This window comes from Cupriavidus lacunae (assembly GCF_003353055.1).
GTDB lineage: Bacteria > Pseudomonadota > Gammaproteobacteria > Burkholderiales > Burkholderiaceae > Cupriavidus > Cupriavidus lacunae.
Map to the genome: position 1 here is coordinate 26,987 of NZ_QKWJ01000039.1, position 24,448 is coordinate 51,434.

General features: G+C 67.5%; 25 protein-coding genes. 9 read left to right on the top strand and 16 right to left on the bottom strand.

Translation table 11 applies throughout. The annotated features are described in order from the left end of the window. Nucleotides 1–198 precede the first annotated feature (198 nt). Entirely contained in the window at nucleotides 199–942 is a 744-nt protein-coding gene (locus tag DN412_RS25400) for a response regulator (RefSeq protein ID WP_078198465.1), read from the top strand. Nucleotides 943–994: 52 nt separating this feature from the next. Further along, the gene (locus DN412_RS25405; protein WP_115214108.1) at nucleotides 995–2,266 is read left to right on the top strand and encodes an ATP-binding protein; all 1,272 of its coding nucleotides are present in this window, start codon (nucleotides 995–997) and stop codon (nucleotides 2,264–2,266) included. A 27-nt stretch (nucleotides 2,267–2,293) separates the two neighbouring features. Here DN412_RS25405 and plsY read toward each other — a convergent pair whose 3' ends face one another. The 6 genes from plsY to DN412_RS25435 form a co-directional block, all read right to left on the bottom strand. Continuing rightward, entirely contained in the window at nucleotides 2,294–2,902 is a 609-nt protein-coding gene (gene plsY, locus DN412_RS25410; protein WP_078195384.1) for a glycerol-3-phosphate 1-O-acyltransferase PlsY, read from the bottom strand. A 111-nt stretch (nucleotides 2,903–3,013) separates the two neighbouring features. Further along, complete coding sequence (locus tag DN412_RS25415; RefSeq protein ID WP_115214109.1) at nucleotides 3,014–3,505, bottom strand: aminoacyl-tRNA deacylase; 492 nt, start codon at nucleotides 3,503–3,505, stop codon at nucleotides 3,014–3,016. Between the two features lie 23 nt (nucleotides 3,506–3,528). Further along, nucleotides 3,529–4,467, bottom strand: a complete 939-nt coding sequence (xerD, locus tag DN412_RS25420; protein WP_115214110.1) for a site-specific tyrosine recombinase XerD — start codon at nucleotides 4,465–4,467, stop codon at nucleotides 3,529–3,531. Beyond that, complete coding sequence (locus tag DN412_RS25425) at nucleotides 4,464–4,943, bottom strand: methylated-DNA--[protein]-cysteine S-methyltransferase (protein WP_078195387.1); 480 nt, start codon at nucleotides 4,941–4,943, stop codon at nucleotides 4,464–4,466. Before DN412_RS25425 ends, xerD begins: the two co-directional genes overlap by 4 nt. 107 nt (nucleotides 4,944–5,050) lie before the next feature. Beyond that, the gene (locus DN412_RS25430; protein WP_115214111.1) at nucleotides 5,051–6,019 is read right to left on the bottom strand and encodes a tripartite tricarboxylate transporter substrate binding protein BugE; all 969 of its coding nucleotides are present in this window, start codon (nucleotides 6,017–6,019) and stop codon (nucleotides 5,051–5,053) included. 103 nt (nucleotides 6,020–6,122) lie between these two features. Then, nucleotides 6,123–6,806, bottom strand: coding sequence for a chalcone isomerase family protein (locus DN412_RS25435; RefSeq protein WP_244222781.1), 684 nt, complete (start codon nucleotides 6,804–6,806; stop codon nucleotides 6,123–6,125). Between the two features lie 155 nt (nucleotides 6,807–6,961). On the opposite strand from DN412_RS25435, the gene DN412_RS25440 reads away from it, so the two are divergent. Next, on the top strand, nucleotides 6,962–7,855 hold the full coding sequence (locus tag DN412_RS25440; protein ID WP_078195389.1) for an AEC family transporter: 894 nt from the start codon (nucleotides 6,962–6,964) through the stop codon (nucleotides 7,853–7,855). 12 nt (nucleotides 7,856–7,867) lie between these two features. Here the strand turns inward: DN412_RS25440 and queG are convergent, their stop codons facing one another. Next, complete coding sequence (queG, locus tag DN412_RS25445; RefSeq protein WP_115214112.1) at nucleotides 7,868–9,088, bottom strand: tRNA epoxyqueuosine(34) reductase QueG; 1,221 nt, start codon at nucleotides 9,086–9,088, stop codon at nucleotides 7,868–7,870. A gap of 16 nt (nucleotides 9,089–9,104) precedes the next feature. On the opposite strand from queG, the gene tsaE reads away from it, so the two are divergent. Both tsaE and DN412_RS25455 read left to right on the top strand, forming a co-directional pair. Further along, nucleotides 9,105–9,617, top strand: a complete 513-nt coding sequence (gene tsaE, locus DN412_RS25450; RefSeq protein WP_115214113.1) for a tRNA (adenosine(37)-N6)-threonylcarbamoyltransferase complex ATPase subunit type 1 TsaE — start codon at nucleotides 9,105–9,107, stop codon at nucleotides 9,615–9,617. Then, complete coding sequence (locus tag DN412_RS25455) at nucleotides 9,611–11,113, top strand: N-acetylmuramoyl-L-alanine amidase (protein ID WP_115214114.1); 1,503 nt, start codon at nucleotides 9,611–9,613, stop codon at nucleotides 11,111–11,113. Before tsaE ends, DN412_RS25455 begins: the two co-directional genes overlap by 7 nt. Nucleotides 11,114–11,171: 58 nt before the next feature. Here DN412_RS25455 and DN412_RS25460 read toward each other — a convergent pair whose 3' ends face one another. Further along, nucleotides 11,172–12,197 (bottom strand): bile acid:sodium symporter family protein, encoded by a 1,026-nt coding sequence (locus tag DN412_RS25460; RefSeq protein WP_115214115.1) that lies wholly within the window; start codon nucleotides 12,195–12,197, stop codon nucleotides 11,172–11,174. A gap of 103 nt (nucleotides 12,198–12,300) precedes the next feature. Between DN412_RS25460 and DN412_RS25465 the strand changes: the two genes are divergently transcribed. After that, complete coding sequence (locus DN412_RS25465) at nucleotides 12,301–13,218, top strand: LysR family transcriptional regulator (RefSeq protein WP_115214116.1); 918 nt, start codon at nucleotides 12,301–12,303, stop codon at nucleotides 13,216–13,218. 15 nt (nucleotides 13,219–13,233) lie between these two features. Here the strand turns inward: DN412_RS25465 and DN412_RS25470 are convergent, their stop codons facing one another. Continuing rightward, on the bottom strand, nucleotides 13,234–14,013 hold the full coding sequence (locus DN412_RS25470; protein ID WP_115214117.1) for a class I SAM-dependent methyltransferase: 780 nt from the start codon (nucleotides 14,011–14,013) through the stop codon (nucleotides 13,234–13,236). Between the two features lie 152 nt (nucleotides 14,014–14,165). Here DN412_RS25470 and DN412_RS25475 point away from each other — a divergent pair, with 152 nt between their 5' ends. After that, nucleotides 14,166–14,978: an MmyB family transcriptional regulator gene (locus tag DN412_RS25475; protein ID WP_208647657.1), complete on the top strand. Its 813-nt coding sequence runs from the start codon at nucleotides 14,166–14,168 to the stop codon at nucleotides 14,976–14,978. 18 nt (nucleotides 14,979–14,996) lie between these two features. On the opposite strand, the gene DN412_RS25480 is transcribed toward DN412_RS25475, so the two are convergent. From DN412_RS25480 to DN412_RS25510, 7 genes are all read right to left on the bottom strand, one after another. After that, a complete protein-coding gene (locus DN412_RS25480; protein ID WP_115214118.1) occupies nucleotides 14,997–15,755 on the bottom strand; it encodes a 3-hydroxyacyl-CoA dehydrogenase in 759 nt (252 codons plus the stop codon). 956 nt (nucleotides 15,756–16,711) lie between these two features. Continuing rightward, on the bottom strand, nucleotides 16,712–17,377 hold the full coding sequence (gene adk, locus DN412_RS25485; protein WP_115214119.1) for an adenylate kinase: 666 nt from the start codon (nucleotides 17,375–17,377) through the stop codon (nucleotides 16,712–16,714). Between the two features lie 371 nt (nucleotides 17,378–17,748). Further along, nucleotides 17,749–18,558, bottom strand: coding sequence for a 3-deoxy-manno-octulosonate cytidylyltransferase (kdsB, locus tag DN412_RS25490; RefSeq protein ID WP_115214120.1), 810 nt, complete (start codon nucleotides 18,556–18,558; stop codon nucleotides 17,749–17,751). A gap of 9 nt (nucleotides 18,559–18,567) precedes the next feature. Further along, nucleotides 18,568–18,783 carry a Trm112 family protein gene (locus DN412_RS25495; protein WP_115214121.1) on the bottom strand — a complete coding sequence of 72 codons (216 nt, stop codon included), beginning with the start codon at nucleotides 18,781–18,783 and terminating at the stop codon, nucleotides 18,568–18,570. After that, nucleotides 18,764–19,867 (bottom strand): tetraacyldisaccharide 4'-kinase, encoded by a 1,104-nt coding sequence (gene lpxK / locus DN412_RS25500; protein ID WP_115214122.1) that lies wholly within the window; start codon nucleotides 19,865–19,867, stop codon nucleotides 18,764–18,766. Before lpxK ends, DN412_RS25495 begins: the two co-directional genes overlap by 20 nt. A gap of 156 nt (nucleotides 19,868–20,023) precedes the next feature. Next, complete coding sequence (locus DN412_RS25505; protein ID WP_115214123.1) at nucleotides 20,024–20,455, bottom strand: ExbD/TolR family protein; 432 nt, start codon at nucleotides 20,453–20,455, stop codon at nucleotides 20,024–20,026. Between the two features lie 22 nt (nucleotides 20,456–20,477). After that, entirely contained in the window at nucleotides 20,478–21,098 is a 621-nt protein-coding gene (locus DN412_RS25510) for a MotA/TolQ/ExbB proton channel family protein (RefSeq protein ID WP_078198468.1), read from the bottom strand. A gap of 1,073 nt (nucleotides 21,099–22,171) precedes the next feature. Between DN412_RS25510 and xseA the strand changes: the two genes are divergently transcribed. Continuing rightward, entirely contained in the window at nucleotides 22,172–23,557 is a 1,386-nt protein-coding gene (gene xseA, locus DN412_RS25515; RefSeq protein ID WP_208647658.1) for an exodeoxyribonuclease VII large subunit, read from the top strand. Between the two features lie 188 nt (nucleotides 23,558–23,745). Then, nucleotides 23,746–24,327 (top strand): superoxide dismutase [Fe], encoded by a 582-nt coding sequence (gene sodB, locus DN412_RS25520; RefSeq protein WP_115214125.1) that lies wholly within the window; start codon nucleotides 23,746–23,748, stop codon nucleotides 24,325–24,327. Nucleotides 24,328–24,448 lie beyond the last annotated feature (121 nt).

Consider the following 24,448-nt stretch of genomic DNA (forward strand, 5'->3'; position numbering starts at 1 on the left):
AGGCGCCGTGTGGCGCGCAATGCCGCGGCGCCGGTGGCAGGTCATGCCGCAAGGATAATGTGCGGGCCCGGACGCCCGTGTTTCGTGGCCCGGGGCTTTTATTACAGCGGATTACCAGCGCCCCGGGTGTAACCTCCGGAAACAAAACCGCCCGGCCAAACCGGCATGTGTGGCGCCGCGGCTGACTATCATGTGCCTATGCGAACGAACCAGCCTACCCAGATCCTCGTCGTCGACGACGATCCCGAACTTCGCGACCTGCTGCGCGAGTACCTGACCCAGCAGGGCTTTGCGGTCTCGGTGATGCATGACGGCGACGGCCTGCAGGCGCGCCTGGAGCGCGAACGGCCGGCGCTGATCGTGCTGGACCTGATGATGCCCAAGGTCGACGGCCTGACCGCGCTGCGCAACCTGCGCGCCAAGAACGACGATATCCCGGTGATCCTGCTGACCGCACGCAGCGACGAGATCGACCGCATCGTCGGGCTGGAGATCGGCGCCGACGACTACCTCGGCAAGCCGTTCTCGCCGCGCGAGCTGCTGGCGCGCATCAATGCCGTGCTGCGCCGCAAGTTGGCGCGCCCGGCGGCGGCGCCCGAAGACCGCGAGTCGGTCGCCTTCGGCCCGTTCCGCGTCAACTTCCGCCAGCGCATGCTGACCCGCGCCGGCCAGACGCTGTCGATCAGCGATACCGAGTTCGCGCTGCTCAAGCTGCTGCTGATGCATCCGCTGGAAGTGCTGTCGCGCGAGCGCATCGTCGAGCTGATGTACGGCAGCGCCAGCGGCATCAGCGACCGCGGCATCGACGTGCAGATCTGGCGCCTGCGCCGCCTGCTGGATGAGGACGCACAGCGCCCGCGCTATATCCAGACCGTGCGCGGGCGCGGCTACACCTTCGTGCCCGACGAAGCGGAAGAGATTCCCGCGGGGCTCCCCGAATAATGGCTGCGGCGGCCACTAGCCGGCGCCGCTTGCCACCAGATACTGCTTTCCAATGAAGTTGCGACGTATCGATACCCTGTTCGGCCGCATTGCGCTGCTGATTGCGGCCGTGCTGGTGATCAGCCATTTCTCCTGGCTGGCCATCCTGCGCATGGACCGCCGCCAGCAGCAGGTGGACTATTCGGTGGAGCAGATGCTGTTCCAGCTCGACAGCATCGAGCGCGCCCTGGATGCACGCCCGCCGGCCAGGCTGCCCAGCCTGGTGGAGACCGCCAGCACCACCGCTGCCGACGAGCACGCCACCGCGCCCAAGGGCGGGCGCTCGCGCCGGCTGGTGGAGCAGTTCATCAGGAGGCTGCCGCAAGGCACGGAGATCCGCCTGGAAGACGAGACCACGCCGCGCATCTGGATCAAGCTGCCCAGCCGCGCCGACTGGATCGCCATGCCGATCCTGTGGGTCCACAACCCGCCGCCCGACAACCGGCTGGTGCCCGGCGTGATGCTGGTGGTGGGCGTGGCGATCGTCTTCGCCGTGCTGATCGCGTGGCAGATCCAGCGCCCGGTGCGCGACATGGCCAACGCGGCCGAGCAGCTGTCGCGCCAGCACGCCGTGCCGCCGCTGCGCGAGCGCGGCCCGCATGAGCTGCGCCAGCTGATCGAGCGCTTCAACCGCATGGTGGGCGACCTGGCGCGCATCGAGCAGGAGCGCAACACCATGCTGGCCGGCATCGCCCATGACCTGAAGACGCCGCTGGCACGGCTGCGGCTGCGCGCCGAGATGCTGGCCGATCCCAAAGCGGCAGCGGGGGTCACGCGCGACGTGGATTCCATGGCGGCCATCGTCGAACAGTTCCTGAGCTTCGCGCAGACCAGCGAGCCGACCGCGCGGCCGGTGCCGGTGGACCGGCGCGTCAATGAGCTGGCCGCTTCGCTGGCCGAGCAGGAGCGCCAGGTGGTGCTGTCGCTGGGCGCGGGCGAGGGCTTCCGCATGATCGCCACGCAGCTGGACCGCATCGTCGGCAACCTGGTCGACAATGCCTACGCCTACGGCAAGCCGCCGGTGTGCATTGCGACCTCGCGCACGCCGGAGGGCTACCTGCTGGTGGTGGAGGACCAGGGCGCGGGCATTCCCGATGGCGACAAGGATCGCGCCACGCTGCCCTTTGTGCGGCTGGACCCGGCGCGCGGCGGCAATGCGCATTCCGGGCTGGGGCTGGCGATCGTGGACCGGCTGGTGCGGCAGGCCGGGGGGAAGCTGAACCTGGTGAATGCCGATGGTGGCGGGTTCAGGGTGGAGATGCTGTTCGGGGCAGCCGCGGCCTGAGTCGGCATCAGGGCTGCCTCAGGCCCTTCAGACTTTCTTCTTCTCGCCGATCCGGCTTTCCTTCCCGGCGAGCAGCTTGGCAATATTCTGGCGGTGCCGCGCGATCAGCAGCACGCTGATCGCGAAGATCGCTCCCGTCATCACATCCACGCCGTTCATCAGCACATGGAAGAACGGCGCGAAGATCGCCGCCACCAGCGCCGCCAGCGATGAATAGCGGAAGAAGAACGCGATGATCAGCCAGGTGGCCAGCGTGCCCAGGCCCAGGATCGGGTCGATCGCCAGCAGGATGCCGGCCGCGGTGGCCACGCCCTTGCCGCCGGCAAAGCGGTGATACACCGGGAACAGGTGCCCCAGGAAGACCGCCAGCGCCACCATGGCCAGGCCGGTCTCGTTCAGCCCGTAGGCCGGCCCGAAGCGCGCGGCCAGCCACACCGCCAGCCAGCCCTTGAGGGCATCGCCGATCAGCGTCAGGATCGCGGCCTTCTTGTTGCCGGTGCGCAGCACGTTGGTGGCGCCGGGATTGCCGGAGCCATAGGAATGCGGGTCCGGCAGGCCCATCAGCTTGCTGACGACCACAGCGAAGGAAACGGAGCCGATCAGGTAGGCGGCGAGGGCGAAAAGCAGATTGGCCATGTGCAGTGGGGTGTTTTCAGGCTGGCGCGATTGTAGCGCGGCAGGGACCTCGTTACGTCCGTGACTTCCCGGATTGGCATGGAGACTTCACTCGATATGGCTGCCGGCAACTCAGTCAGGCAGCGCGCACTGCACCGGCTGGGCGTCCACCAGCCCCGGCAGCAGCTTCGGGTCCAGGCTAACCAGGTAGCCCCGCCGCCCGCCGTTGATATAGATGCGCGCCAGTTCCAGCACGGTCGCTTCCACATAGACCGGCATGCGCTTGCGCGTGCCAAAGGGCGAGGTGCCGCCCACCATGTAGCCGCTGTGGCGCTGGGCCACGTCGGGCTTGCACGGCTGCACGCTCTTGCGCCCGGTCTGGCGCGCCAGGTTCTTGGTCGAGACCGAGCAGTCGCCGTGCATCAGCACCACCAGCGGCTGGGCGCGCTCGTCCTCCATGATCAGCGTCTTGATGACATCGTGCTCGGGCACACCCAGCTGGCGCGCCGATTCGCCGGTGCCGCCGTGCTCGACGTAGTCATACGGATGCTCGCCGAAGGCGACGCCGTGCTTGCGCAGATATTGCGTGGCGGGGGTTTCCGAAACGTGCTTGGTCTTGCTCATGACAGTGGAGGGTGCCCGCCCGCTCAGCCGCGCGGATGATGCTGCTGGTGCAGCTCGCGCAGGCGTTCGCGGGCGACGTGCGTATAGATCTGGGTGGTGGAGATATCGGCGTGGCCCAGCAGCAGCTGCACCACGCGCAGGTCGGCACCGTGGTTCAGCAGGTGCGTGGCAAAGGCGTGCCGCAGCGTGTGCGGCGACAGCGGCGCATGCACGCCGGCATCGCGCGCATGGCGCTTGATCAGGTGCCAGAACGCCTGCCGCGTCATGCCTTCGCCGCGCTGCGTGACGAAAAGCGCGTCGCAGGCGCGGCCGGCCAGCAGCGCGGGGCGCGCGCTGGCCAGGTAGCGGCGCAGCCAGTCGCCGGCCTGCTGGCCGAACGGCACCAGCCGCTCCTTGTCGCCCTTGCCGCCGACCACGCGTGCCACGCCTTCGTTCAGGCCGATCTCGATGGTCTTCATCTGCGTCAGCTCCGACACGCGCAGCCCGCTGGCGTACATCAGCTCAAGCATGGTGCGGTCGCGCATGCCGAGCGGCGTGTCGGTGTCGGGCGCTTCGAGCAGCGCGTCGACCTGGGCCTCGCTCAGGGTCTTGGGGTAGCGCGGCGGCTGCTTGGCCGGGCGCAGCAGCAGGCAGGGATCGCCCTCGATCAGGTGTTCGCGCAGCGCCCACTGGTAGAAGCGGCGAAATACCGCCAGGCGCCGGTTGGCCGACGAGGCGCGGGATTGCGTGTGGCGCGCGTTGAAGTAGGCCGACAGCGCGCCGTCGTCCGCGCCCAGCAACTCGCCGCGGTGTTCGTGCTGCAGCCAGCGCGCCAGCAGCGTCAGGTCGCGCCGGTAGGCGTCGATGGTGTTGCGCGAGAGACCGTCTTCCAGCCACAGCGCGTCGCAGAAGCGGCTGACCAGCGTCACGTCTGCATCGCTGGGGGCGGCGGCGATCTCGGGTGCCTGCGCGGCGCCGCTCATATCAGCATGGCGCCCTCATGGCGCAGCAGCCAGCGTTTGACGTCGAGGTAGAAGCCGTCTTCGGCATGGTGCGAGAAGCCGCCGATGCCGCGCGCCGAGACCACGCGATGGCAGGGGATCACGATCGGGAAAGGGTTCTGCCCGCAGGCCTGGCCGACCGCGCGCGGCATTGCGCCGATGGCCTCGGCGATGGTGCCGTAGGTGGTCACCGCGCCGCGCGGCACCGCGCTGATGGCCTGCCACACGCGCTGCTGGAAATCGCTGCCGGCCGGGGCCAGCGGCAGGTCGAAGGTGGCGTCCGGGTTGGCGTAGTAGGCCTCCAGCTGCACCGCGAGCTGTTGCGTCAGCGCGTCCGCGGGGGCGCGTGCCTCGACGTGCTCGGGAAGGTACACGATGGCCCGGATGTGCGCGCCGTCCGTGCGCACCCCGATCTTGCCGAACGGGGCGGGGAGGATGGCGTCATAGGTGGCGGGCATGGCGGTCAGGCTGGGGCGAATGCTGGATTTTAGTGCTTTTTGGCGGGGGCAAGAAAAAAAGGGCCGCCTCGCGGCGGCCCTTCGCGGGTGGCGTCACACTGGCCGGATCACTGCTCCAGCTTGATGTTCTGCACCTTCACAAGATTCTTCATCTTGTCGAATTCCTGCTTGATTTCCGCCGCATGCTGCGCCGGCGTGTTGCCCGACGGCTCGGCGCCGGCGGTGCGCAGGCGCTGCTGGAAGTCCTTGTCCTGCAGGGCCTTGACGGCGGCTTCGTTGAGCTTCTTGATAACGTCGTCAGGCGTGCCTGCCGGTGCCACCAGGCCGTACCAGGCCGGGTCGTTCGGCTCCTTCAGGCCCATTTCGCCAAAGGTCGGCACGTTCGGCATCGATTCCAGGCGCTTGTTCCAGGCCACCACGATGGGACGCAGCTTGCCGGCCTTGATGTATGGAATCGATGAGGGCAGGTTGTCCACCATGATCGGCACCTGGCCGGCCAGCACGTCGTTCAGTGCCGGGCCTGCGCCGCGGTAGGGGATATGGACCATGAAGGTCTTGGTCGAGACCTTGAACTGCTCGCCCAGCATGTGGCCGAAGCCGCAGGTGCCCGACGAGGCGTAGGAATACTTGCCCGGGTGGGCCTTCAGCACGGCCAGGAACTCCTTGTAGTCCTTGGCCGGGAAGTTCGGGTTCACGGCGATCACGTTGGCCACGTTGGCCAGGTTGGTGATGGGCTTGAAGTCCTTGATCGGGTCGTACGACAGCTTGGGGTTGCAGGCCGGGTTCACGGCCATGGTCGAGACCGTGGAGATGCCGATGGTGTAGCCGTCCGGCGCGGCCTTGGCAATCGCGTCCGCGCCGATCGAACCACCCCCGCCGGCGCGGTTCTCCACCACCACCGGCTGGCCCAGGATGCGGCTCATCTGGTCCGCAGCGCCGCGGCCGACGATGTCGGTGGTGCCGCCGGGTGCGAACGGAATGATCAGTCGGATCGGCTTGGTCGGGTAGCTCTGGGCTTGCGCCGCGGTGGCGGCGGCCGCCAGGGCCAGGGTCAGTGCGAGTTTGCCAGCTTGCATGAGATCTTGTCTCCCGTCAGAAGTCCGGGCAGGGTGCCGCCCGGCAGCAAAGAAACCGGCGCAGTGCCACAGGTGGGGCAGCGCGTCGGCAGCGTAATTTGTGTCAGCCGCCCAGCAGCCCGCGCTTGACGTCGGCGTCGACCGGGCGCTCGCCCAGGAACACGCGCAGCACGGCCTGGTAGAAGTCTTCGCCGGGAATCGGCCGGCCGCGCGGCGTGCCATTGATGGCGACCACGGTTCCCGTCTGCGGGGAGAAATCCAGGTTGATCACGTCGCCCTTGTGTGCGGTGCCGACCTCACCCAGGGTGCGCTCGAACTGTTCCAGCCGCGTGGCGAGCCCCAGCATCTGCTGCTCGCTGTGGTTGTTGCGCAGGCCCTGGCGGATGGCGCGCATGAAGGCCGGCGGCTCGCTCTCGCGCAGCATGCGCAACTGCAGGCGCTTGGCGCCGGGTGTGCCCAGCACGACGGCCGCATTGCGGGCCCGTTCCTGCAGGTACAGGGCGGCGACATAGCCCTTGGCCAGAAAGCCCGCGCGCAGGGCGGTGCCGTTAAGCTGCAGTTCCTTGCCACCCACGCGCGCCGCATCGTCAAAACGTACCCCTTCGATCTCCACCGAGCGCGCCGGCAGGGGTACGGCGCCCGTAGCCGTGGCGGCGCAAAGCGCCACCAGCACGGCGGCCAGGCGCAGCCAGCGGCCCGGGTGCAGACCAGGGCGGGAACCGGGGCAAAAACCGGGGCGGAGGAGGGTGTCCGGGCGCGGTGGCGCGGACCGGGTGCGGAACAACATGGCGGCAGGCGTACAACTTGGCATGCCATGCTGGCCCAAATCTGGAAAAATACCTATCCGTATCGGCCCTAGTCTGCACATTCCGGTTTTTCCGCCGTTATCTGCCCCCGCCGTCGCTGCCGCCGCGTCATGCCACCGCCACACAACAACGATAAATGTCTTCTGCCCTCCTGCTGGTCCCAGACTTCAGCCTGATCCTCATCGGCTGGCTGCTGGTGCGCTACTCCCCCTTCGACCGTGCCTTCTGGGGCGGCGTGGAGCGCCTGGTCTACTTCGTACTGTTCCCGGCGCTGCTGCTGCAGTCGACCAATACCGCGGTGCTGGACTTTTCCTCGACCTCGGCCATGCTGGGGCTGGCGCTGCTGGTGATGGCCACCGGCATGGCCGGCGGCTACGCCGTCAAATGGGTCTTGCGGCCGGACGCGCTGAGCTTTGCCTCAGGCCTGCAGACCGCGTTCCGCTTCAATTCCTATATCGGGCTGGCGCTGGCGTCGCGCCTGGGCGGCTCCGAGGGGCTGGCGCTGATGGCGGTGATCGTCGGCTGCACGGTGCCGCTGTGCAATGTGGCGGCGGTGTGGGCGCTGGCGCGGCACGGCCAGACCGCGCTGTGGAAGGAGCTGGCGCGCAACCCGCTGATACTGGCCACCGCCGGTGGCCTCGCGACCAACCTGCTGGGGCTGCACGCGCCCGAGGTGCTGGGCATGACGCTGAACCGGCTCGGTTCGGCCTCGACCGCGCTGGGGCTGATGACCGTGGGGGCCGGGCTGCAGATGAGCGGCGCCACCGGCACCGCCGGGCCGGTGGCATGGTGGACCGGGGTCAAGCTGCTGGCGATGCCGTGTGTAGCCTGGCTGGTGGGACGGCACCTGCCGCTGACCGCGCTGCAGTACCAGATCGTGGTGCTGTATGCCTCGCTGCCCACCGCGTCCAGTGCCTATATCCTGGCCGTGCGCATGGGCGGCAACGGGCCGATGGTGGCGGCGACGATTTCGCTGATGACGGTGGCGGCGATCGTGACCACGCCGCTGTGGCTGGCGCTGGTCAGCTGACCTCTGTGGATCTCAGCTGACCCGTTCCGGCGGCGGACCGCCTTGCGCCAGGGCCCAGTCGATATGCTCGCGCACCAGCGGCGAGGCTGTCTCGCGCCGCGCCAGCAGCGCCGCGCGGATGCGCGCGGCCAGTGCCGCATCTTGCGCGCGCGTGCCCGACAAGGCCGCGCGCAGGCTGTTGCCCAGCCCCACCGCCAGGTTGCGCAGCCAGCGCTCATGGCCGATGCGGCGGATCGGGCTGCCTTCGAGCCGCTGGTTGAAGTCCGCTTCGGTCCACTGGAACAGCGCCACCATGTCGGGCGCGTCCAGCCCGTTGCGCACGTCGAAGTCCGGCACCGAGGCCACATGCGCGAACTTGTTCCAGGGGCAGGCCAGCTGGCAATCGTCGCAGCCGTAGACGCGGTTGCCCATGGGCGCGCGGAACTCGACCGGGATCGGGCCCTTGTGCTCGATGGTGAGGTAGGAGATGCAGCGGCGCGCATCCAGCCGGTAGGGCGCGATGATGGCGCGCGTGGGGCAGATGTCGATGCAGCGGTGGCAGTTGCCGCAGTGGCCGGACTCGGGCGGGTCGGCCGGCAGCGGGATGTCGACCAGGATCTCGCCCAGGAAGAACATCGAGCCGCCGTCGCGGTCCAGCAGCAGCGTATGCTTGCCGCGCCAGCCGAGACCGCCCTGGCTGGCCAGCGCCACTTCCATGACGGGTGCGGAATCGGTAAAGACGCGGTAGCCGAATTTTCCGATTTCGGCCTCGATCCGGCTGGCCAGTTGCTGCAGGCGGCTGCGCAGGACCTTGTGATAGTCGCGGCCGCGCGCGTACAGCGACACCACCGCGGTGGCCGGATCGTCCAGCCGCGCCAGCTCGTGCCGGCGCCAGTCGGCGGCACCGGCCTGAGCGCCGGCAGCGGGAATGTACGGCATGCGAGCCACGATCGCGCGTACCGTGCCGGGCACGAGTTCGGCCGGGCGGGCGCGCCGCAGACCGTGGTTCGCCATATAATCCATGTCGCCGTGGTAGCCCTGCGCCAGCCACGCCATCAGCCCGGGCTCGGCATGGCTGAGGTCGACATCCGCGATGCGCACCGAGGCAAAGCCCAGCTCCGCGCCCCATGCGCGGATCGATGCGGCCAGCGCCGCAAGTTCCCCGGGGCCCGCGGCCCGATGGCCGGTGGTGTCCGAAACTGAAACGGGGGCGGGCGGCGCATCTGCCTGCCCTGAGGCTACACGGTCGATCATTCCTGAATTGTACGCAATGCCCTTGCTCGAAGAACGCACCCTGACGCTGCCCGACGAAGCCGCCACCGCGCGCCTGGGCGCCGCGCTGGCCGCCGCCGTGCAGGCCATGCCGCGGCGCACGGTGCATGTGCAGTTGTCCGGCGACCTGGGCGCCGGCAAGACCACGCTGTCGCGCGCGATCCTGCGCGCGCTGGGCCATGCGGGCAAGGTCCGCAGCCCCACCTACACGCTGTGCGAGCCCTATGAGGTGGCCCGCGCCGACGGCTCGCCGCTGACCGTCTACCACTTCGACCTGTACCGCTTTGCCGATCCCGAAGAATGGATCGACGCGGGTTTTCGCGACTGCTTCGCCGAACCGGCCTTCAACCTGGTCGAATGGCCGGAAAAGGCCGGCCGCCTGCTCGGGGAACCGGATCTCCATGTGTTGCTCCAATCGGACATGGCCGGGGCCGATGATGCCGGCGAACGGCGGAGCGCGACGATGCGCGCCTATACTCCCACTGGACTTACCTTGCTGAACGCATGCTGATCAAGCGACTTGCCACTGACCGCCCCGATGGACCCGACGGCCTGCTGCAGGCGCGCCGCAAATGGATGGCGCAGGCACTGAAGCTGGGCGCAGGCACGGCCGTGCTGACCCTCGCCGGCCCGCAGATCGCATTTGGCGCCGGCATTGTCGCGGTGCGTGTGTGGCCCGCCGAGGACTACACCCGCGTCACCATCGAATCCGATTCGCCGCTGGCCGCGGTGCACCAGATGATCCACGACCCCGACCGGCTGGTGGTGGACATCGACGGCCTGGACCTGTCGCCCACGCTGCGCGAGCTGGTGGCCAAGATCACCCCGAACGACCCGTATATCCAGACCGTGCGCGTGGGCCAGAACCGCCCGCGCGTGGTCCGCATGGTGTTCGACCTGAAGGAAAACGTGGCGCCGCAGGTGTTCACGCTGGCGCCCATCGGCAGCTACCGCAACCGGCTGGTGTTCGATCTGTACCCGGTCAATCCGCCCGATCCGCTCTGGAAGCTGGTGCGGGACACCGAGGAAAAGCAGCGCCGCTTCGCCACCTCGGACCCGGCGCCGGGCTCGGAAGGCATCGCCGGCGCCCCGGCCGGTGCCGAGGAAGACGCGATCGGCGCGCTGGTGCGCCGCTTCGACGAGAAGGGCGACGTGCCGCCCACCACCGCGCCGCTGCCGCCACCGGTGGCCTCGGCCCGGCCCAGGCCGTCGGCACCGCCGGTGCCGACCCCCAATGCCCCGGTGGTGCCCCCGGTCGCGCGCGACAATCCCACTGCCGAGCGGCCCTTCAAGATGCGCCGCCTGCTGACCGTGGCGATCGATCCCGGCCACGGCGGCGAAGACCCGGGCGCGATCGGTGCAGCGGGCTCGCGCGAGAAGGACGTGGTGCTTCAGATCGCACACCGGCTGCGCGCCAAGATCGACGCCCAGCCCAATATGCGCGCAATGATGACGCGCGACGCCGACTTCTTCGTGCCGCTGAACGTGCGCGTGCAGAAGGCGCGCCGGGTGCAGGCCGACCTGTTCGTGTCGATCCACGCCGATGCCTTCCTGTCGCCCGAGGCGCGTGGCGCATCGGTGTTCGCGCTGTCCGAGCGCGGCGCGTCCAGTACCGCGGCGCGCTGGCTGGCCAACAAGGAAAACGCCGCCGACCTGATCGGCGGCGCCAACATGGGCAACAAGGATGCGCAGGTCGCGCGCGTGCTGCTGGACCTGTCCACCACGGCGCAGATCAACGACAGCCTGCAGGTCGGCAAAGCCGTGCTGGGCGAAATCGGTGGCATCAACAAGCTGCACAAGGGCAGCGTCGAGCAGGCCGGGTTTGCGGTGCTGAAGGCGCCGGATATCCCGTCGATCCTGATCGAGACAGCCTTCATCAGCAATCCGGAAGAAGAGCGCAAGCTCAATGACAACGCGCACCAGGAGCAGCTGGCCAATGCGATCCTGAACGGGATCCGGTCGTACTTCGCGCGTAATCCGCCGCTGTCGAAGAATCCGTCGGTGTGAATCTGGCGGGCGCAAAAAAACCGGGGCACGCCCCGGTTTTTTTTTATGGCTGCGTGCCTCAGGCCCGCGCCGCGGCCTGGTCTTCCAGCAAGGCATCGCGGTTGGCATAGCGCGACGCGATCACCGAGCAGACGATCAGCTGCAGCTGGTGATAGACCATCAGCGGCAGCACCAGCAGGCCCAGCGCCGGATGGCCGGCAAACAGGATCTTGGCCATCGGGATGCCGTTGGCCAGGCTCTTCTTCGAGCCGCAGAATACCGCGGTGATTTCATCCTCGACGGAAAAGCCCAGGCGGCGCGCGGTCAGCGTGGTAAAGCCCAGCACCACGAACAGCAACACCGCCGCGATCAGCATCACCGCACCGATGGTCTGCCACTGGTACTGGTGCCACAGGCCTTCGGCGGTGGCGTCGCAGAACGACGAATAGACGATCAGCACGATCACGCCGCGGTCGATCTTGTTGGTGATGTGCTTCTTCTTCGCCAGCCAGCTGCCGATCAGCGGGCGCAGCAGCTGCCCCAGCGCGAACGGCAGCAGCAGTTGCAGCGCCACGCCGGTGAGGGCCTTGCCCAGCGGCATCGAGGCGCCGCTGGCGCTGATCACCAGTCCCATCAGCAGCGGCGTCACCAGCATGCCGATCAGGCCCGAGATGGTGGCGTTGAAGATCGCGCCGGAGACATTGCCGCGCGCCATCGAGGTCATCGCCACCGACGACGACACCGTCGACGGCAGCGCGCACAGGAAGAACACGCCCAGCAGCAGGTCGGGCGGCAGCGTATGGCGCAGCGACAGCATCAGCAGCGCGCCCACGGCCGGGAACACCACATAGGTGAAGACCTGCACGAAGACATGCAGGCGCCAGTGCCTGGCGCCCGCCACCAGCTTGTCACGCGACAGCGCAGCACCGTGCAGGAAGAACACCAGCGCCACGCCGAAACTGGTCACCACGCCCAGGTGCAGCGGGCCTTTGCCGGAGCCGATTCCGGGGGCGACCAGCGCGATCGCGATGGCGGTCAGCATGACGAGGACAAAGCCGTCGATCAGGTCATAGAGCTTCTTGAGGTTGCGGACAATACGAGACATGACTGCGGGTGGATCCTGCAAGGCTAGGGTTTTGCCTAGTATTGGACGATAGCCGGGTCTAGAATGCAAATTCATTTATAGAATCTATTTATCCAATCGTTGCATGAATTACACACTGCGCCAGCTGCGCGTCTTCCTGGCCGTCGCCAATACCGGCGGCTTCAGCCGGGCCGCGGATGTGGTCGGCCTGACCCAGCCCGCGGTCAGCCGCGGCGTGGCAGAGCTGGAAGAAGCACTTGGCGTGCGCCTGCTGGACCGCACCACGCGCGAGGTGGTGCTGACCGAGGCCGGCCATGCGCTGGCTCCGGCGCTGGAGCGCCTGCTCGGTCAGCTTGACGACACTCTCGAAGAAACGCGGCAGCTTGGTGAACGCTATCGCGGCCGAGTGGTGATAGCTGGTGCGCCGACCATCTCGGCCCGGCTGATGCCGCTGTACGTTGCCGCTTGCGCTGCCCAATACCCGGAGATCCGCCTGACCGTGCGCGACAACGTCCAGGCCGACGGCCTGGAGCAGGTGCGCGCCGGCGCGGTGGACTTTGGCGTGCTGATCGATCCGCTGGTGCGCGAGGGCCTGCTGGTGGAGCCGGTGGCGACCGACCCGTTCTGCTTCGTGTGCCGGCGCGACCATCCGCTGGCGCAGTCCACATCGGTGCCATGGGCGGCGCTGCATGGCATGCGGCTGGTGCTGCTGGACTTTGCCTCGGGCAGCCGGCCGCTGATCGACCGCGTATTCGGCCGCCATGGCGTGGTGCCGCAGGTGGTGCAGGAGCTGGGCCATTCGGCCAGCGTGTTCGGTATGGTCGAGGCCGGCATCGGCGCCTCGGTGCTGCCGTCGTTCTCGCTGCCGCTGCCAGCGGCGTCGCCGCTGGTGTGGCGCCCGCTGGTGCCGCGCGAGGAGCGCAGCATCGTCATGGTCCGGCGCGAGGACCGCTCACTGTCGCCGGCCGCGGCGGCGGTGTGGGATCTCGTGCGCCGCCTGACCGTGCGGGCCGAGGCGCCCGCGCTGGGTGCCGCGGCCTGATCCGGACACGTTCCGTCAACGCGCGGTGACCATCACCGCCTCCAGTTCAAAGCTGCCGTCGGCCTGCACGCGATAGTGCTCGCGCACTTCCGCGGGCGCCACCTGCCACAGGTGGCGGATTGCCTCCACCGCCACCGGCGCCGTGAGCATGCGCTTGACCCAGCTGTCGAACTCGATGCCGATGCGCCAGATGTCCGATGTGGCGATCGCATCGGCGCCAAATCCCGCCGCTTCGAACATCGCCCGCCAGCCCGCCGGCGTGTAGTCGCGCACGTGCGAGGGGTCGCGCAGCAGCTCGACCGACTGCAGCCAGGTATCGCGCAGCGGGTCCGGCGCGCCGGCAATATCGATCAGCACCACCTTGCCGCCCGGCTTCAACACGCGGCGGATCTCGGCCAGGGCCGCCGGCACGTCGCGCCAGTGGTGCGCGCTCATGCGCGAGACCACCGCGCAGAAGCTGGCGTCGTCGAACGGCAGCTGCTCGGCCGCGCCCTGGCGCGTGCGGATATTGGCAAGCCCGCGCTCGCGCGCCGCGGCATCGACCACGGCCAGCATTCCCGCCGACAGATCATAAGCCGTCACTTCCCCTGCAACCGCCGCTGCGGCGAAGCTGGCATGGCCGGCGCCGCAGCCCAGGTCGAGCACGCGGCTGCGCGGACGGTTGGCTTCAGGGATCAGCGCGGCCAGTTCGTCCTTCAGTTGCTGCAGGTCCGCGCCGCTGGCGTGGACGGCGCTGGTGAGGTAGGCGCTGGCGGTGGCGCCGAACTGGGCGGCGACGAGTTCCTGTTGTTGCATGGTGCTGGGCTCCTTGGGCCACGCCCGGGTCGGCGGGCGGCCTTCTTGTTGGGGAGGGACTTGCCCGCGAGGCGGGTTCGGCATACTGTAGGCGGGCCATATTCCCGGTACAAGTTACCGATTTATCCTGGTATAAACGCCACCAGCCTGTTATGTCCTTGCCTGTCGAGCTTGCCGATCCACCCCCCGCATCGCCATCGTCGCGCGAATCCGTGCTGGGGGTTTTCCTGCGCGCACACCGCGAACGGCTGACGCCAGCCGACGTGGGCCTCGCGCCTGGGCGGCGCCGCCGCACGCCCGGCCTGCGCCGCGAGGAAGTCGCGCAACTGGCGGGCCTGAGCACGACCTGGGTGACATGGCTGGAGCAGGGCCGGCCGGTATCGCTGTCGGCCCGCGCGCTGGCCAGCCTGGCCGCCGCGCTGCGGCTGTCGCGCGCGGAGCGCGCCTACCTGTTCGAACTGGCGGGCCGCCGTGACCCGCAGCAAGCCGCGGGCGAGGCCGTGCCGCTGGCAGTGCTGGCCAGCGTGCATGCCATCGGCGGCCCGGCCTACCTGCTCGACCGGCAATGGACCGCGCTGGCGTGGAACGACGCGGCCGCAGACCTGTTCATCGGCTGGCTCGACGCCGCCAGCGCCGAGCGCAACCTGCTGCGCGCGATGTTCCTGTCGCCGGGGCTGCAGGCGCTGGTGGAAGACTGGCCGCACCGCGCGGCACGGCTGGTGGCGGAATTCCGCGCGCACAGCATCCGCCGCGCCGACGAGGCGCCGACGCGCGCGTTGATCGAGGGGCTGCTGGCAGAGAGCGCGGCCTTCCGCGATGCCTGGCTGTCGCAGGACGTGGAAGACCGCGAGGGCGGGCGACGCGGCTTTCGCCATCCGCGGCAGGGCGCGCTGCAGTTTGAGCAGCTGACGCTGGTGCCCGCGGCGGCACCGGGGCTGCTGCTGGTGATGCTGCTGCCTGGCTGAACAGGCAGCTCCAGTCAATTACTTCGGCTGCATCCGGATCGCGCCGTCCAGGCGGATCACCTCGCCGTTGAGCATGGTGTTCTCGATGATCGAGCGCGCCAGCTTGGCGTACTCGGCGGGGCGCCCCAGCCGCGGCGGGAACGGCACCATCTTGCCGAGCGCGTCCTGTACTTCCTGCGGCATGCCCAGCAGCATCGGCGTCTCGAAGATGCCCGGGGCGATGGTCATGCAGCGCACGCCGTCGCGCGACAGGTCGCGTGCGATCGCCAGCGTCATCGCCACCACGCCGCCCTTGGATGCGGCATAGGCCGCCTGGCCGATCTGGCCGTCAAAGGCCGCCACCGACGCGGTATTGATGATCACGCCGCGCTCGCCTTCGCTGTCGGGGGTGTTCTGCACCATGGCCGCGGCGGCCAGGCGGATCATGTTGAAGGTGCCGACCAGGTTGATACGGATGGTTTTGTCGAAGGCGTCCAGCGGGTGCGGGCCGTTTTTGCCGACGGTCTTGTTGGCGGTGGCGATGCCGGCGCAGTTGATGATGCCTGAGAGGCGGCCCAGTGCCTGGGCGGCGGCCACCACGGCCTGGCCATCGGCCTCGGAGGTGACGTCGCAGCGGACGAACTGGCCGCCCAGTTCAGTCGCCAGTGCCTGGCCGGTGGACTCGTTCAGGTCGGCGATCACGACCTTGGCGCCGGCTTCGGACAGCATGCGGGCGGTGCCTGCACCCAGGCCCGAGGCGCCGCCGGTGATGATGAATACGTTGCCCTGGATTTGCATTTTGGGGGTGTCTCCTTTGGGGTTGTTGCCGTTTACGTAAACGTCAATTGGTTGGCGGTATTTTACGGGGTGGTGGGGGATGTGCAAGAGGGGGGTTGGGTAGGTAGGTCGGGTTCGATGTTGTCGTAGGTTTAAGCGCCTGGTTCCGCCCTGCTGGGCGGGTCACTTTTTGTCCGAGCGACAAAAAGTAACCAAAAAACGCGTCGCCTCTGGCGGCTGGCCATCCATTCCACGGTGTTGGTGATTCGGGCGGTGGTGATTTCCATTTGACGTGTTGGGTGGTTCGGGCCTGCTACGCACCCTGTCTGTGCCCACATCAACGGACTATTGGACGAACCCGACTTTAGGCGGTTGGCAGCCTGCTAAGTACCGCGTCGGTGGGACGCCTACGGCTGCGCTTCGCGCGGGCCCTAACGTGGCAGGCGGACGCCCACGTTCTGATTGCGCTCTTTTTTTGGGCCCAGCATCCCGACAGCCCAATGCGAGCGCAGCGACGCACTCCGTGCCCGGGCACCCGACCTACGATACTGAGTGCGCGCAGCGCAGCCGCAGGCGTCCCACCGATAACGTGCTTAGCAGGCTGCCAATAGCCTAAAGTCGGGTTCGTCCAATAGTCCGTCGACGCAAGGCACCGGACAGGGTGCGTAGCTGGGTCGAACCACCAACCCCATCGAACGGAAATCACCACCGCCCGAACGACCAACACCGTGGAATGGATGGCCAGCCGCCAGAGGCGACGCGTTTTTTGGTTACTTTTTGTCGCTCGGACAAAAAGTGACCCGCCCAGCAGGGCGGAACCAGGCGCTTAAACCTACGACAACATCGAACCCGACCCACATCCCCAAGCCAACAACCAGTAACCCCCACCCACCAACACCAATCCCAAATCCAATCGCCAAAAAAATAAAAGCGACCCAAAGGCCGCTTTCATAAAACCAAACAGAGCAGGCGAAAAGTTACTTCAACGCCTCAAACACCCGCCCAGTAATCTCATCCACATTCCCCACCCCCAGAATCTTCCGATACTTAGGCGGCGCCACCTTGGCCGAAGCATCGCCCTTGGCAGCCCAGTCCGAGTAGTAATCCACCAATGGACGCGTCTGCTGCGAATAGACATCGAGACGCTTCTTGACGGTCTCTTCCTTGTCATCATCGCGCTGGATCAGCGCCTCGCCGGTCACGTCGTCGACGCCCTCGGCCTTGGGCGGGTTGTACTTGACGTGGTAGGTGCGGCCCGAGGCCACGTGCACGCGGCGGCCGCTCATGCGTTCGATGATCGCGTCGAACGGCACGTCGATTTCCAGCACGTAGTCGATCGCCACGCCCGCTTCCTTCATCGCCTCGGCTTGCGGAATGGTGCGCGGGAAGCCGTCGAACAGGTAGCCGTTCTTGCAGTCGTCTTCCTTCAGGCGGTCCTTCACCAGGCCGATGATGATGTCGTCCGACACCAGTCCGCCCGCATCCATGACCTTCTTGGCTTCCACGCCCAGCGGGGTGCCAGCCTTTACCGCGGCGCGCAGCATGTCGCCCGTGGAGATTTGCGGAATGCCGAACTTCTCGCAGATGAACTTGGCTTGCGTGCCTTTGCCGGCGCCAGGCGCGCCCAACAGGATCAAACGCATTTACGGGTCCTCAGAGTTTTTAATCTGGTATGGCGGGAGATCAGAAGGAGGGTAACGCCGTAACTTGACGCAGGACTTACTGCGGTCCTGTTGCGTTCTGACTGCGTTCAGCGTGGGCACTGCTCAGGCGCGCCCACGCGTACGGCCGGCTGCGGCTGCCAGGGGGATGGCGGCGCGGCGACCGGACGGGCTCTATCTTTATCTCCCCACCGAGCCTTGGCCGGCGGTGCGATTGCTCGTACCAGCCGGGCGGCCCTGTATCGGCAAGCATTATGCCATGAGGCGGCGCGAAATCGGCCCGAAATCCGCCCCCCGGTTCAGGTTGCAGCAGTATGAACCTGAGCGGGTAGGCGCCCGCGTGGGCATTTTTATCAGGGTCCTTCCTGGGCCATCGACCGCGCCCACAGCGCGCGCACCCGTTCCAGATCGGCCGGGGTGTCGACGCCGGGGGCTGGCGCGGCGCTGGTCTGCAGCACCGCAATGCGCTCGCCATGCCACATGGCGCGCAGTTGCTCGAGCGCCTCGGTCTGCTCCAGCGGCGCCGCCGCCAGGGTCGGGAAGCGGCGCAGGAAGCCGGCGCGATAGGCGTACAGGCCAATATGGCGCAGCACCGGCATGGCGGGCAGTGGTACCTGGGCCAGCGCGGCGGGCACGGCCGGCACGCCCGACCAGGCATCGCGGGCCCACGGGATCGGCGCGCGCGAGAAATACAGCGCCCGGCCGGCGGCGTCGCACACCACCTTGACCACGTTGGGATTGAAGACTTCGGCGATGTCCTGCAGCGGATGCGCAGCGGTGGCGATGGCGCAGTCGGCGTGATGCGCCAAGTGCAGCGCCACCTCGTCGATCAGCGACGGTTCGATCAGCGGCTCGTCGCCCTGCACGTTGACCACGATGGCGTCGTCGGCCAGGCCCAGCCGGGCCGCGACTTCCGACAAGCGGTCGGTGCCGGAAGGGTGGTCGGCGCGGGTCAGCACGGCTTCGATGCCATGCGCGGCGCAGGCCTGCGCCACCGCGGGTGCATCGGTGGCGACCACGGTGCGCTGTGCCGACGACGCATGCGCGCGTTCGGCCACGCGCACGATCATCGGGCGTCCGCCGATATCGGCCAGGGGCTTGTCAGGCAAGCGCGTCGAGGCGAGCCGCGCGGGAATGACGACGGTGAACGCCGGGACAGTCATGGCGCGCGCTCAGTTGCCGGTGGCAGGGGCGTCCGGATTGACCGGGTTGACAACCCGGCCCGGCACCGACTGGCGGGCCTCGTCGGCCAGCATCACGGGGATGCCGTCGCGGATCGGGTACGCCAGCTTGTCGGCGTGGCAGATCAGTTCCTGCGCGGCGCGGTCGTATTCCAGCTTGCCCTTGCACAGCGGGCAGACCAGGATTTCAAGCAGCCGGTTGTCCATCTCGGTGTTCCTCATTGCGCCCGGCGGCGCCGGGCGTGGCAGCCGGCACGGTCGGCGCGGGTTTGATTCGCGCCTGCACGGCGCGGCGGATTTTGTCGATCAGGCCGGCATCGATCACGGGCCTGGTGGGGACGACCCAGATGCGCGGGTCGTCGAAGCGCTCGCATTTTACGGCATCCTTCTCGGTGATCAGGATCACGTCGGCATCGAGCGCGTCGGGATGGTCGACGAACGGATCGGCGACAAAGTCATAGTGGTCCGGCAGCGGCAGTGTCCTGGGCGTCAGGCCCGCGCCGCGCAGGCTGGCGAAGAAGCGCTCGGGGTTGCCGATGCCGGCCGCGGCCAGCACGCGCCGGCCGGCAAAGGCGCTGACCGGCCGGGCCATGGTGGGATCGGCGAGCTGCCAGGCGTCGTCCAGCTCCAGCCGCATGCCGTACACGCCGGGACGGTCGGGCGCGGCGCGGAAGTTGGGGTCGTTGATCAGGGTGGCATCGCGCGGGCGCGAAAGCGGCTCGCGCAGCGGACCGGCCGGCAGCAGCAGGCCGTTGCCGCCCATGCGCGTGTCGAACATCACGATCTCGAAGTCGCGCTGCAGCTTGTAGTGCTGCAGGCCGTCGTCGAGCAGCAGCACGTTGACGCCAGGATGCGAGACCAGCATGGCCTGCGCGCATAGCGCGCGGTCGGGGAAGACCCAGACCGGCACGTCGGTGGCGCGCGCGATCAGCAGCGGCTCATCGCCGACGTCGGACGCTTTCGAGGTCGGCTTCACCCGGCGTGGATGCTTCAGTTGCACGCCGTAGCCGCGCGATACCACGCCGGGCCGCAGCCCCGCCTCGGCCAGCGCATGCGCCAGCGCGATCACCGCCGGGGTCTTGCCGGTGCCGCCCACGGTCACGTTGCCGACCACCACCACCGGCATCGGCAGCCGCGTCGACTTGAACCAGCCGCGCTGGTAGCCATGGCGGCGCACCCGCGCGATCAGTCCGAACAGCAACGAGAACGGCAGCATCACCCACGCGAACCAGCCGCGGCGTTGCCACTGAGCGGTCACGAAGTCGGCAAGGGCATGTCGGGGAACGGGCATGGGCGCGGCGGGCGGTGGGTCCGAGGTGGAAGGCGGTGATTGGGAAGCGATTGTAGAGCGCTCGCGGCTTCGCCCCTCGGGGCGGCCCAACCATTATGGGCATTGCACAGCGCATGCGGCAAGCCCGCGGGCCGCATGCGCCTGTGCGGCAGGGGATCAGCGCGGCTGCGCGCTCTGCGTGGCGAAGGTCAGGCGCGACAGCCCGGCCAGCCGCGCGGCTTCCATTACATTGATCACGGCCTGGTGGCTGGCCTGCGCGTCGGCGTTGACGATCACCACCGGCGGCTTGCCGCCGGCGCTGGTGCCCGCAGCGGCGCGCAGCTGGTCGGCCAGGCTGGTGACGTCCTTCTGCTCCATCACCTGCTTGTTCACGGAGTAGACCCCGCGCGAGGACACCGACACCACGATCTCCTGCGGCCGCTGCTGGGCGCGCTCGGCTTCGGCGGTGGGCAGCTGGATCTGCAGCTCGGTAAAGCGCGAGTACGTGGTCGTGATCATCAGGAAGATCAGGATCACGAGCAGCACGTCGATCAGCGGGATCAGGTTGATCTCCGGCTCTTCGCGCCGCTGGCGGGAACGGAAGTGCATGGTGTTCGGTTCCGGGCGGCGATCAGGCGCGGCGTTGCGGCAGGATCGCGTCGAGGAACGACGTGGCGCGGAATTCCAGCTCGGCCACGTAGTCGTCCACGCGGCGGCGGAAGTAGCGCCAGAAGACCAGCGCCGGGATCGCCACGATCAGGCCGAAGGCGGTGTTGTACAGCGCCACCGAGATGCCGTGCGCGAGCTGCTCCGGGCTGGCGCCGGTGCCGCCCTGGCTGCCGAAGATCTCGATCATGCCGATTACCGTGCCCAGCAGCCCCATCAGCGGAGCTACCGACGCAATCGTGCCGAGCGCATTCAGGTAGCGCTCCAGTTCATGCGCGACCACCCGGCCGGCTTCCTCGACCACGTCCTTGGCGGCATCGCGCGACGTATGCGGCTGCAGCACCACGTGGCGCAGGCCGGCGGCCAGCACCCGGCCCAGTGGCGAATTCTGTTCCAGCGTGTTGACCACTTCCGGCGTGGCGCGGCGTTGCTGCGCGGCCGCCAGTGCTTCTTCATAAAGCTTGGCGGGCAGGACCTTGCTGCGCTTGAGGGTAAGAAAACGTTCGACGATCAGCGCCAGCGCGAGGATCGAGGCGAGCAACAGCGGCCAGATCGGCCAGCCGGCCGCTTGAATGATGGAAAACAATTGGACCCCCGGGATCGACAACCGAATAACAAAACCCCAAACCACCTGTCGGCATGCCTTGAGGCGCGTCTGCATGATGCCTTGCTGCGCGCTCCGGCATTGCTCTGAAAAAGCAGGCGCCACTCTAACCTGCGGCCTGTCGCGCGGCAAGGGACGGCATGCTCGGCTGTCTCGGGCGCGCATCGCGCGGGCAGGACTTTCCACAGCGCGGAGGGACAGTGCTGTGGATCGATTGTGGAAAGCTGCCTGACAAGCCTGCTAACACATTGATTTGTAAAGATAAAGATGGCGCTGCTTAAATTTTGTGCAAAAGCCTGCCAGCGGCCCTGCGGCGCATCGTCCACGTTGAAAACCATGTCCTTCCACAGACGTGCGGCGTGCGTCAGTTTGCTGGCGCACATCCTGGTGCAGCTTTCCACACAGCAGCGGGACAGTGCTGTGGAGGGCTTGTGGAAAGCTGCCTGAGAGATCACCTAAGCCATTGATTTTAAAGGCAGTGCATGGGGGTGCTTAAAAAACAGGCAAACGGGTGTATCAGCCCGCCTGGAGCGCGGTCCAGGCGCTGGCGCGGCAGAAGCCGGGTTTTTCCACAGACTGCAGGGAGAGGATTGTGGAAGGCCTGTGGACAAATCCGGGAGAAGATATCCAAGTCATTGATTTTTATGACTTCCTCCAAACCTGCCCGGAAAATGTGCAAACGCAGCATAACGCTTCCGATCCGGCCTGGAACTTTGCTCGTCGCCTACAACGCTCCGGGTGCGACGCTTTCCGGCGGCGCGCAAGCGGGGTAGGGGCCACTCGCGCCAGAAAAGTGGGTCTTGCGGCGCCTCTTATCCAGAGAAGCTGTGGATAACTTTGTGAACAAGCCTGCCGGGCGCCCTGTAAGTAGTTGATGCAAAAGAGAATTGGTTATATTGCCTAATTTTTGTTTCGCTTCTAAATCGCATAAGAATCAAAGGGTTGCACGAGTTCATGCGGCTTTCGGGGCAGGCAGCCGGCATCAGCAGTACCCCCTTGACATAGCGGTTATGCTGTGGACATGTCCCATTCACGCCGCCCGCCGCCGGTGCCCCATGTCTGACTTGCCGAACTTTTCGCGTGACCCTTCCTCCACCGCGCCGCGCAGCGGCCGCGATGTCATCCCTGTCGGTGAGTTGAACCACAGCATCGCCAGGGTGCTTGAACGCAGCTTTCCGCTCGCCTGGGTACGGGGCGAGATCTCAAACTTCACGCGTGCGGCGAGCGGGCACTGGTATTTCTCGCTGAAGGATGCGCGGGCGCAGATCCGCTGCGTGATGTTCCGGGGGCGCAATCAGCATGTCGACTTCCAGCCGCGCGAGGGCGAGGCGGTGGAAGTGCGCGCCGTGGTCACCATGTACGAGGCGCGCGGCGAACTGCAGCTGGGCGTGGAGGCGATGCGCCGTGCGGGGCTGGGCAACCTGTACGAGGCTTTCCTGCGGCTGAAGGAAAAGCTGGCGCAGGCGGGACTGTTCGCGCCGGAGCGCAAGCGCCCGGTGCCGGCGCACCCGCGCACCATCGGCGTGGTCACGTCGCTGCAGGCAGCGGCGCTGCGCGATGTGCTGACCACGCTGCGCCGGCGCGCGCCGCATGTGCCGGTGGTGGTCTATCCGGTACCGGTGCAGGGCGCGGGCGCGGCGCAGAAGATTGCCGACATGATCGACGCGGCCGGCGCGCGGCGCGAATGCGATGTGCTGATCCTGTGCCGCGGCGGGGGCAGCATCGAAGACCTGTGGTCGTTCAATGAAGAGGTGGTGGCGCAGGCGATTGCACGCTGCGTGCTGCCAGTCATCTCCGGCGTGGGCCACGAAACCGATTTCACCATCGCCGACTTTGTCGCCGACGTGCGCGCGCCCACGCCGACGGGCGCGGCCGAACTGGTCAGCCCCGATCGCGCGCACCTGCTGGCGCAGGCCATGCGCGCGCGCGACGCGCTCACGCAAAGCATGCGGCGTGGAATGGACCTGCGCGCGCAGCACCTGGACTGGCTGGCGCGGCGCGTGCGCAGCCCGCAGGCCCAATTGCAGGAGCGGCGTGCACGCGTCGACAATCTGGCGCGACACTTGCGGTCGGCATTGCGTGACACCGTGGTGTCGCAACGCCACCGGCAACAACTGCTGGCGATGCGCTGGAGTGCATGCCGCCCCGATGCGAGCGCGGCCCATGCCGACGTGACACGCCTGTGGCAACGGCTGCAAACCGCCGCCGCGCGCCAGCACGAACGCGCCGGCCAGCGCCTGGCGCGCAGCGCCGGCGCGCTGGAATTGCTGGCGCCGCAGCGCACGCTGGAACGCGGCTATGCGGTGTTGCTCGACCAGCGCGGACGCGCGCTGCGTTCGCCCGCCGAGATCCGTGCCGGCAGTGTGGTTGAGGCGCATCTGGCCGAGGGCGTGGCCGACCTGGCGATTGCCGGCGTGCAGGCCAAGCTGCCGGAATTCTGAGCGCTCGCGCGGCGCCGGGAACGCCTCCCATTCGCGTCAGACAGGCCGGTCGGAAATCTCCCGGAAACCCCCGCGCGGACAAACTAACATCGGAGCAGGGGGCTTTGTCCCGTGGTTTGCGCGGGTCTTGCAAGTCCCCTACAATCGGCAGTTCCGGACCCACAACCCCAACCCACAGAGACAGAACAATGGAACACAAGCTCCCCCCGCTCCCGTACGCGCATGATGCCCTGGCTCCGCACATCTCCAAGGAGACCCTGGAGTTCCATCATGACAAGCACCACCAGACCTACGTCACCAACCTGAACAACCTCATCAAGGGCACCGAGTTCGAGAACTCGAGCCTGGAAGAGATCGTCAAGAAGTCGTCGGGCGGCATCTTCAACAACGCCGCCCAGGTGTGGAACCACACCTTCTACTGGGATTCGATGAAGCCCAACGGCGGTGGCCAGCCGACCGGTGCCCTGGCCGATGCCATCAACGCCAAGTGGGGCTCGTTCGACAAGTTCAAGGAAGAGTTCACCAAGACCGCCGTCGGCACCTTCGGTTCGGGCTGGGCCTGGCTGGTCAAGAAGGCCGACGGCTCGCTGGACCTGGTGTCCACCTCCAACGCCGCCACGCCGCTGACCACCGACGCCAAGCCGCTGCTGACCTGCGACGTGTGGGAACACGCCTACTACATCGACTATCGCAATGCCCGTCCGAAGTACGTCGAGGCATTCTGGAATGTCGTGAACTGGGACTTCGCCGGCAAGAACTTCGCTGGCTGATCCACGGATCGTCCTCACAGCAGAAAAGGGCCGTCGGGCCCTTTTTTGTTTTTGAGTGCGGACCGGCTGGGGTTTGAATCCGTCGGCGCGATCGTCCATATTTATCCGTATCCGGCCGCGG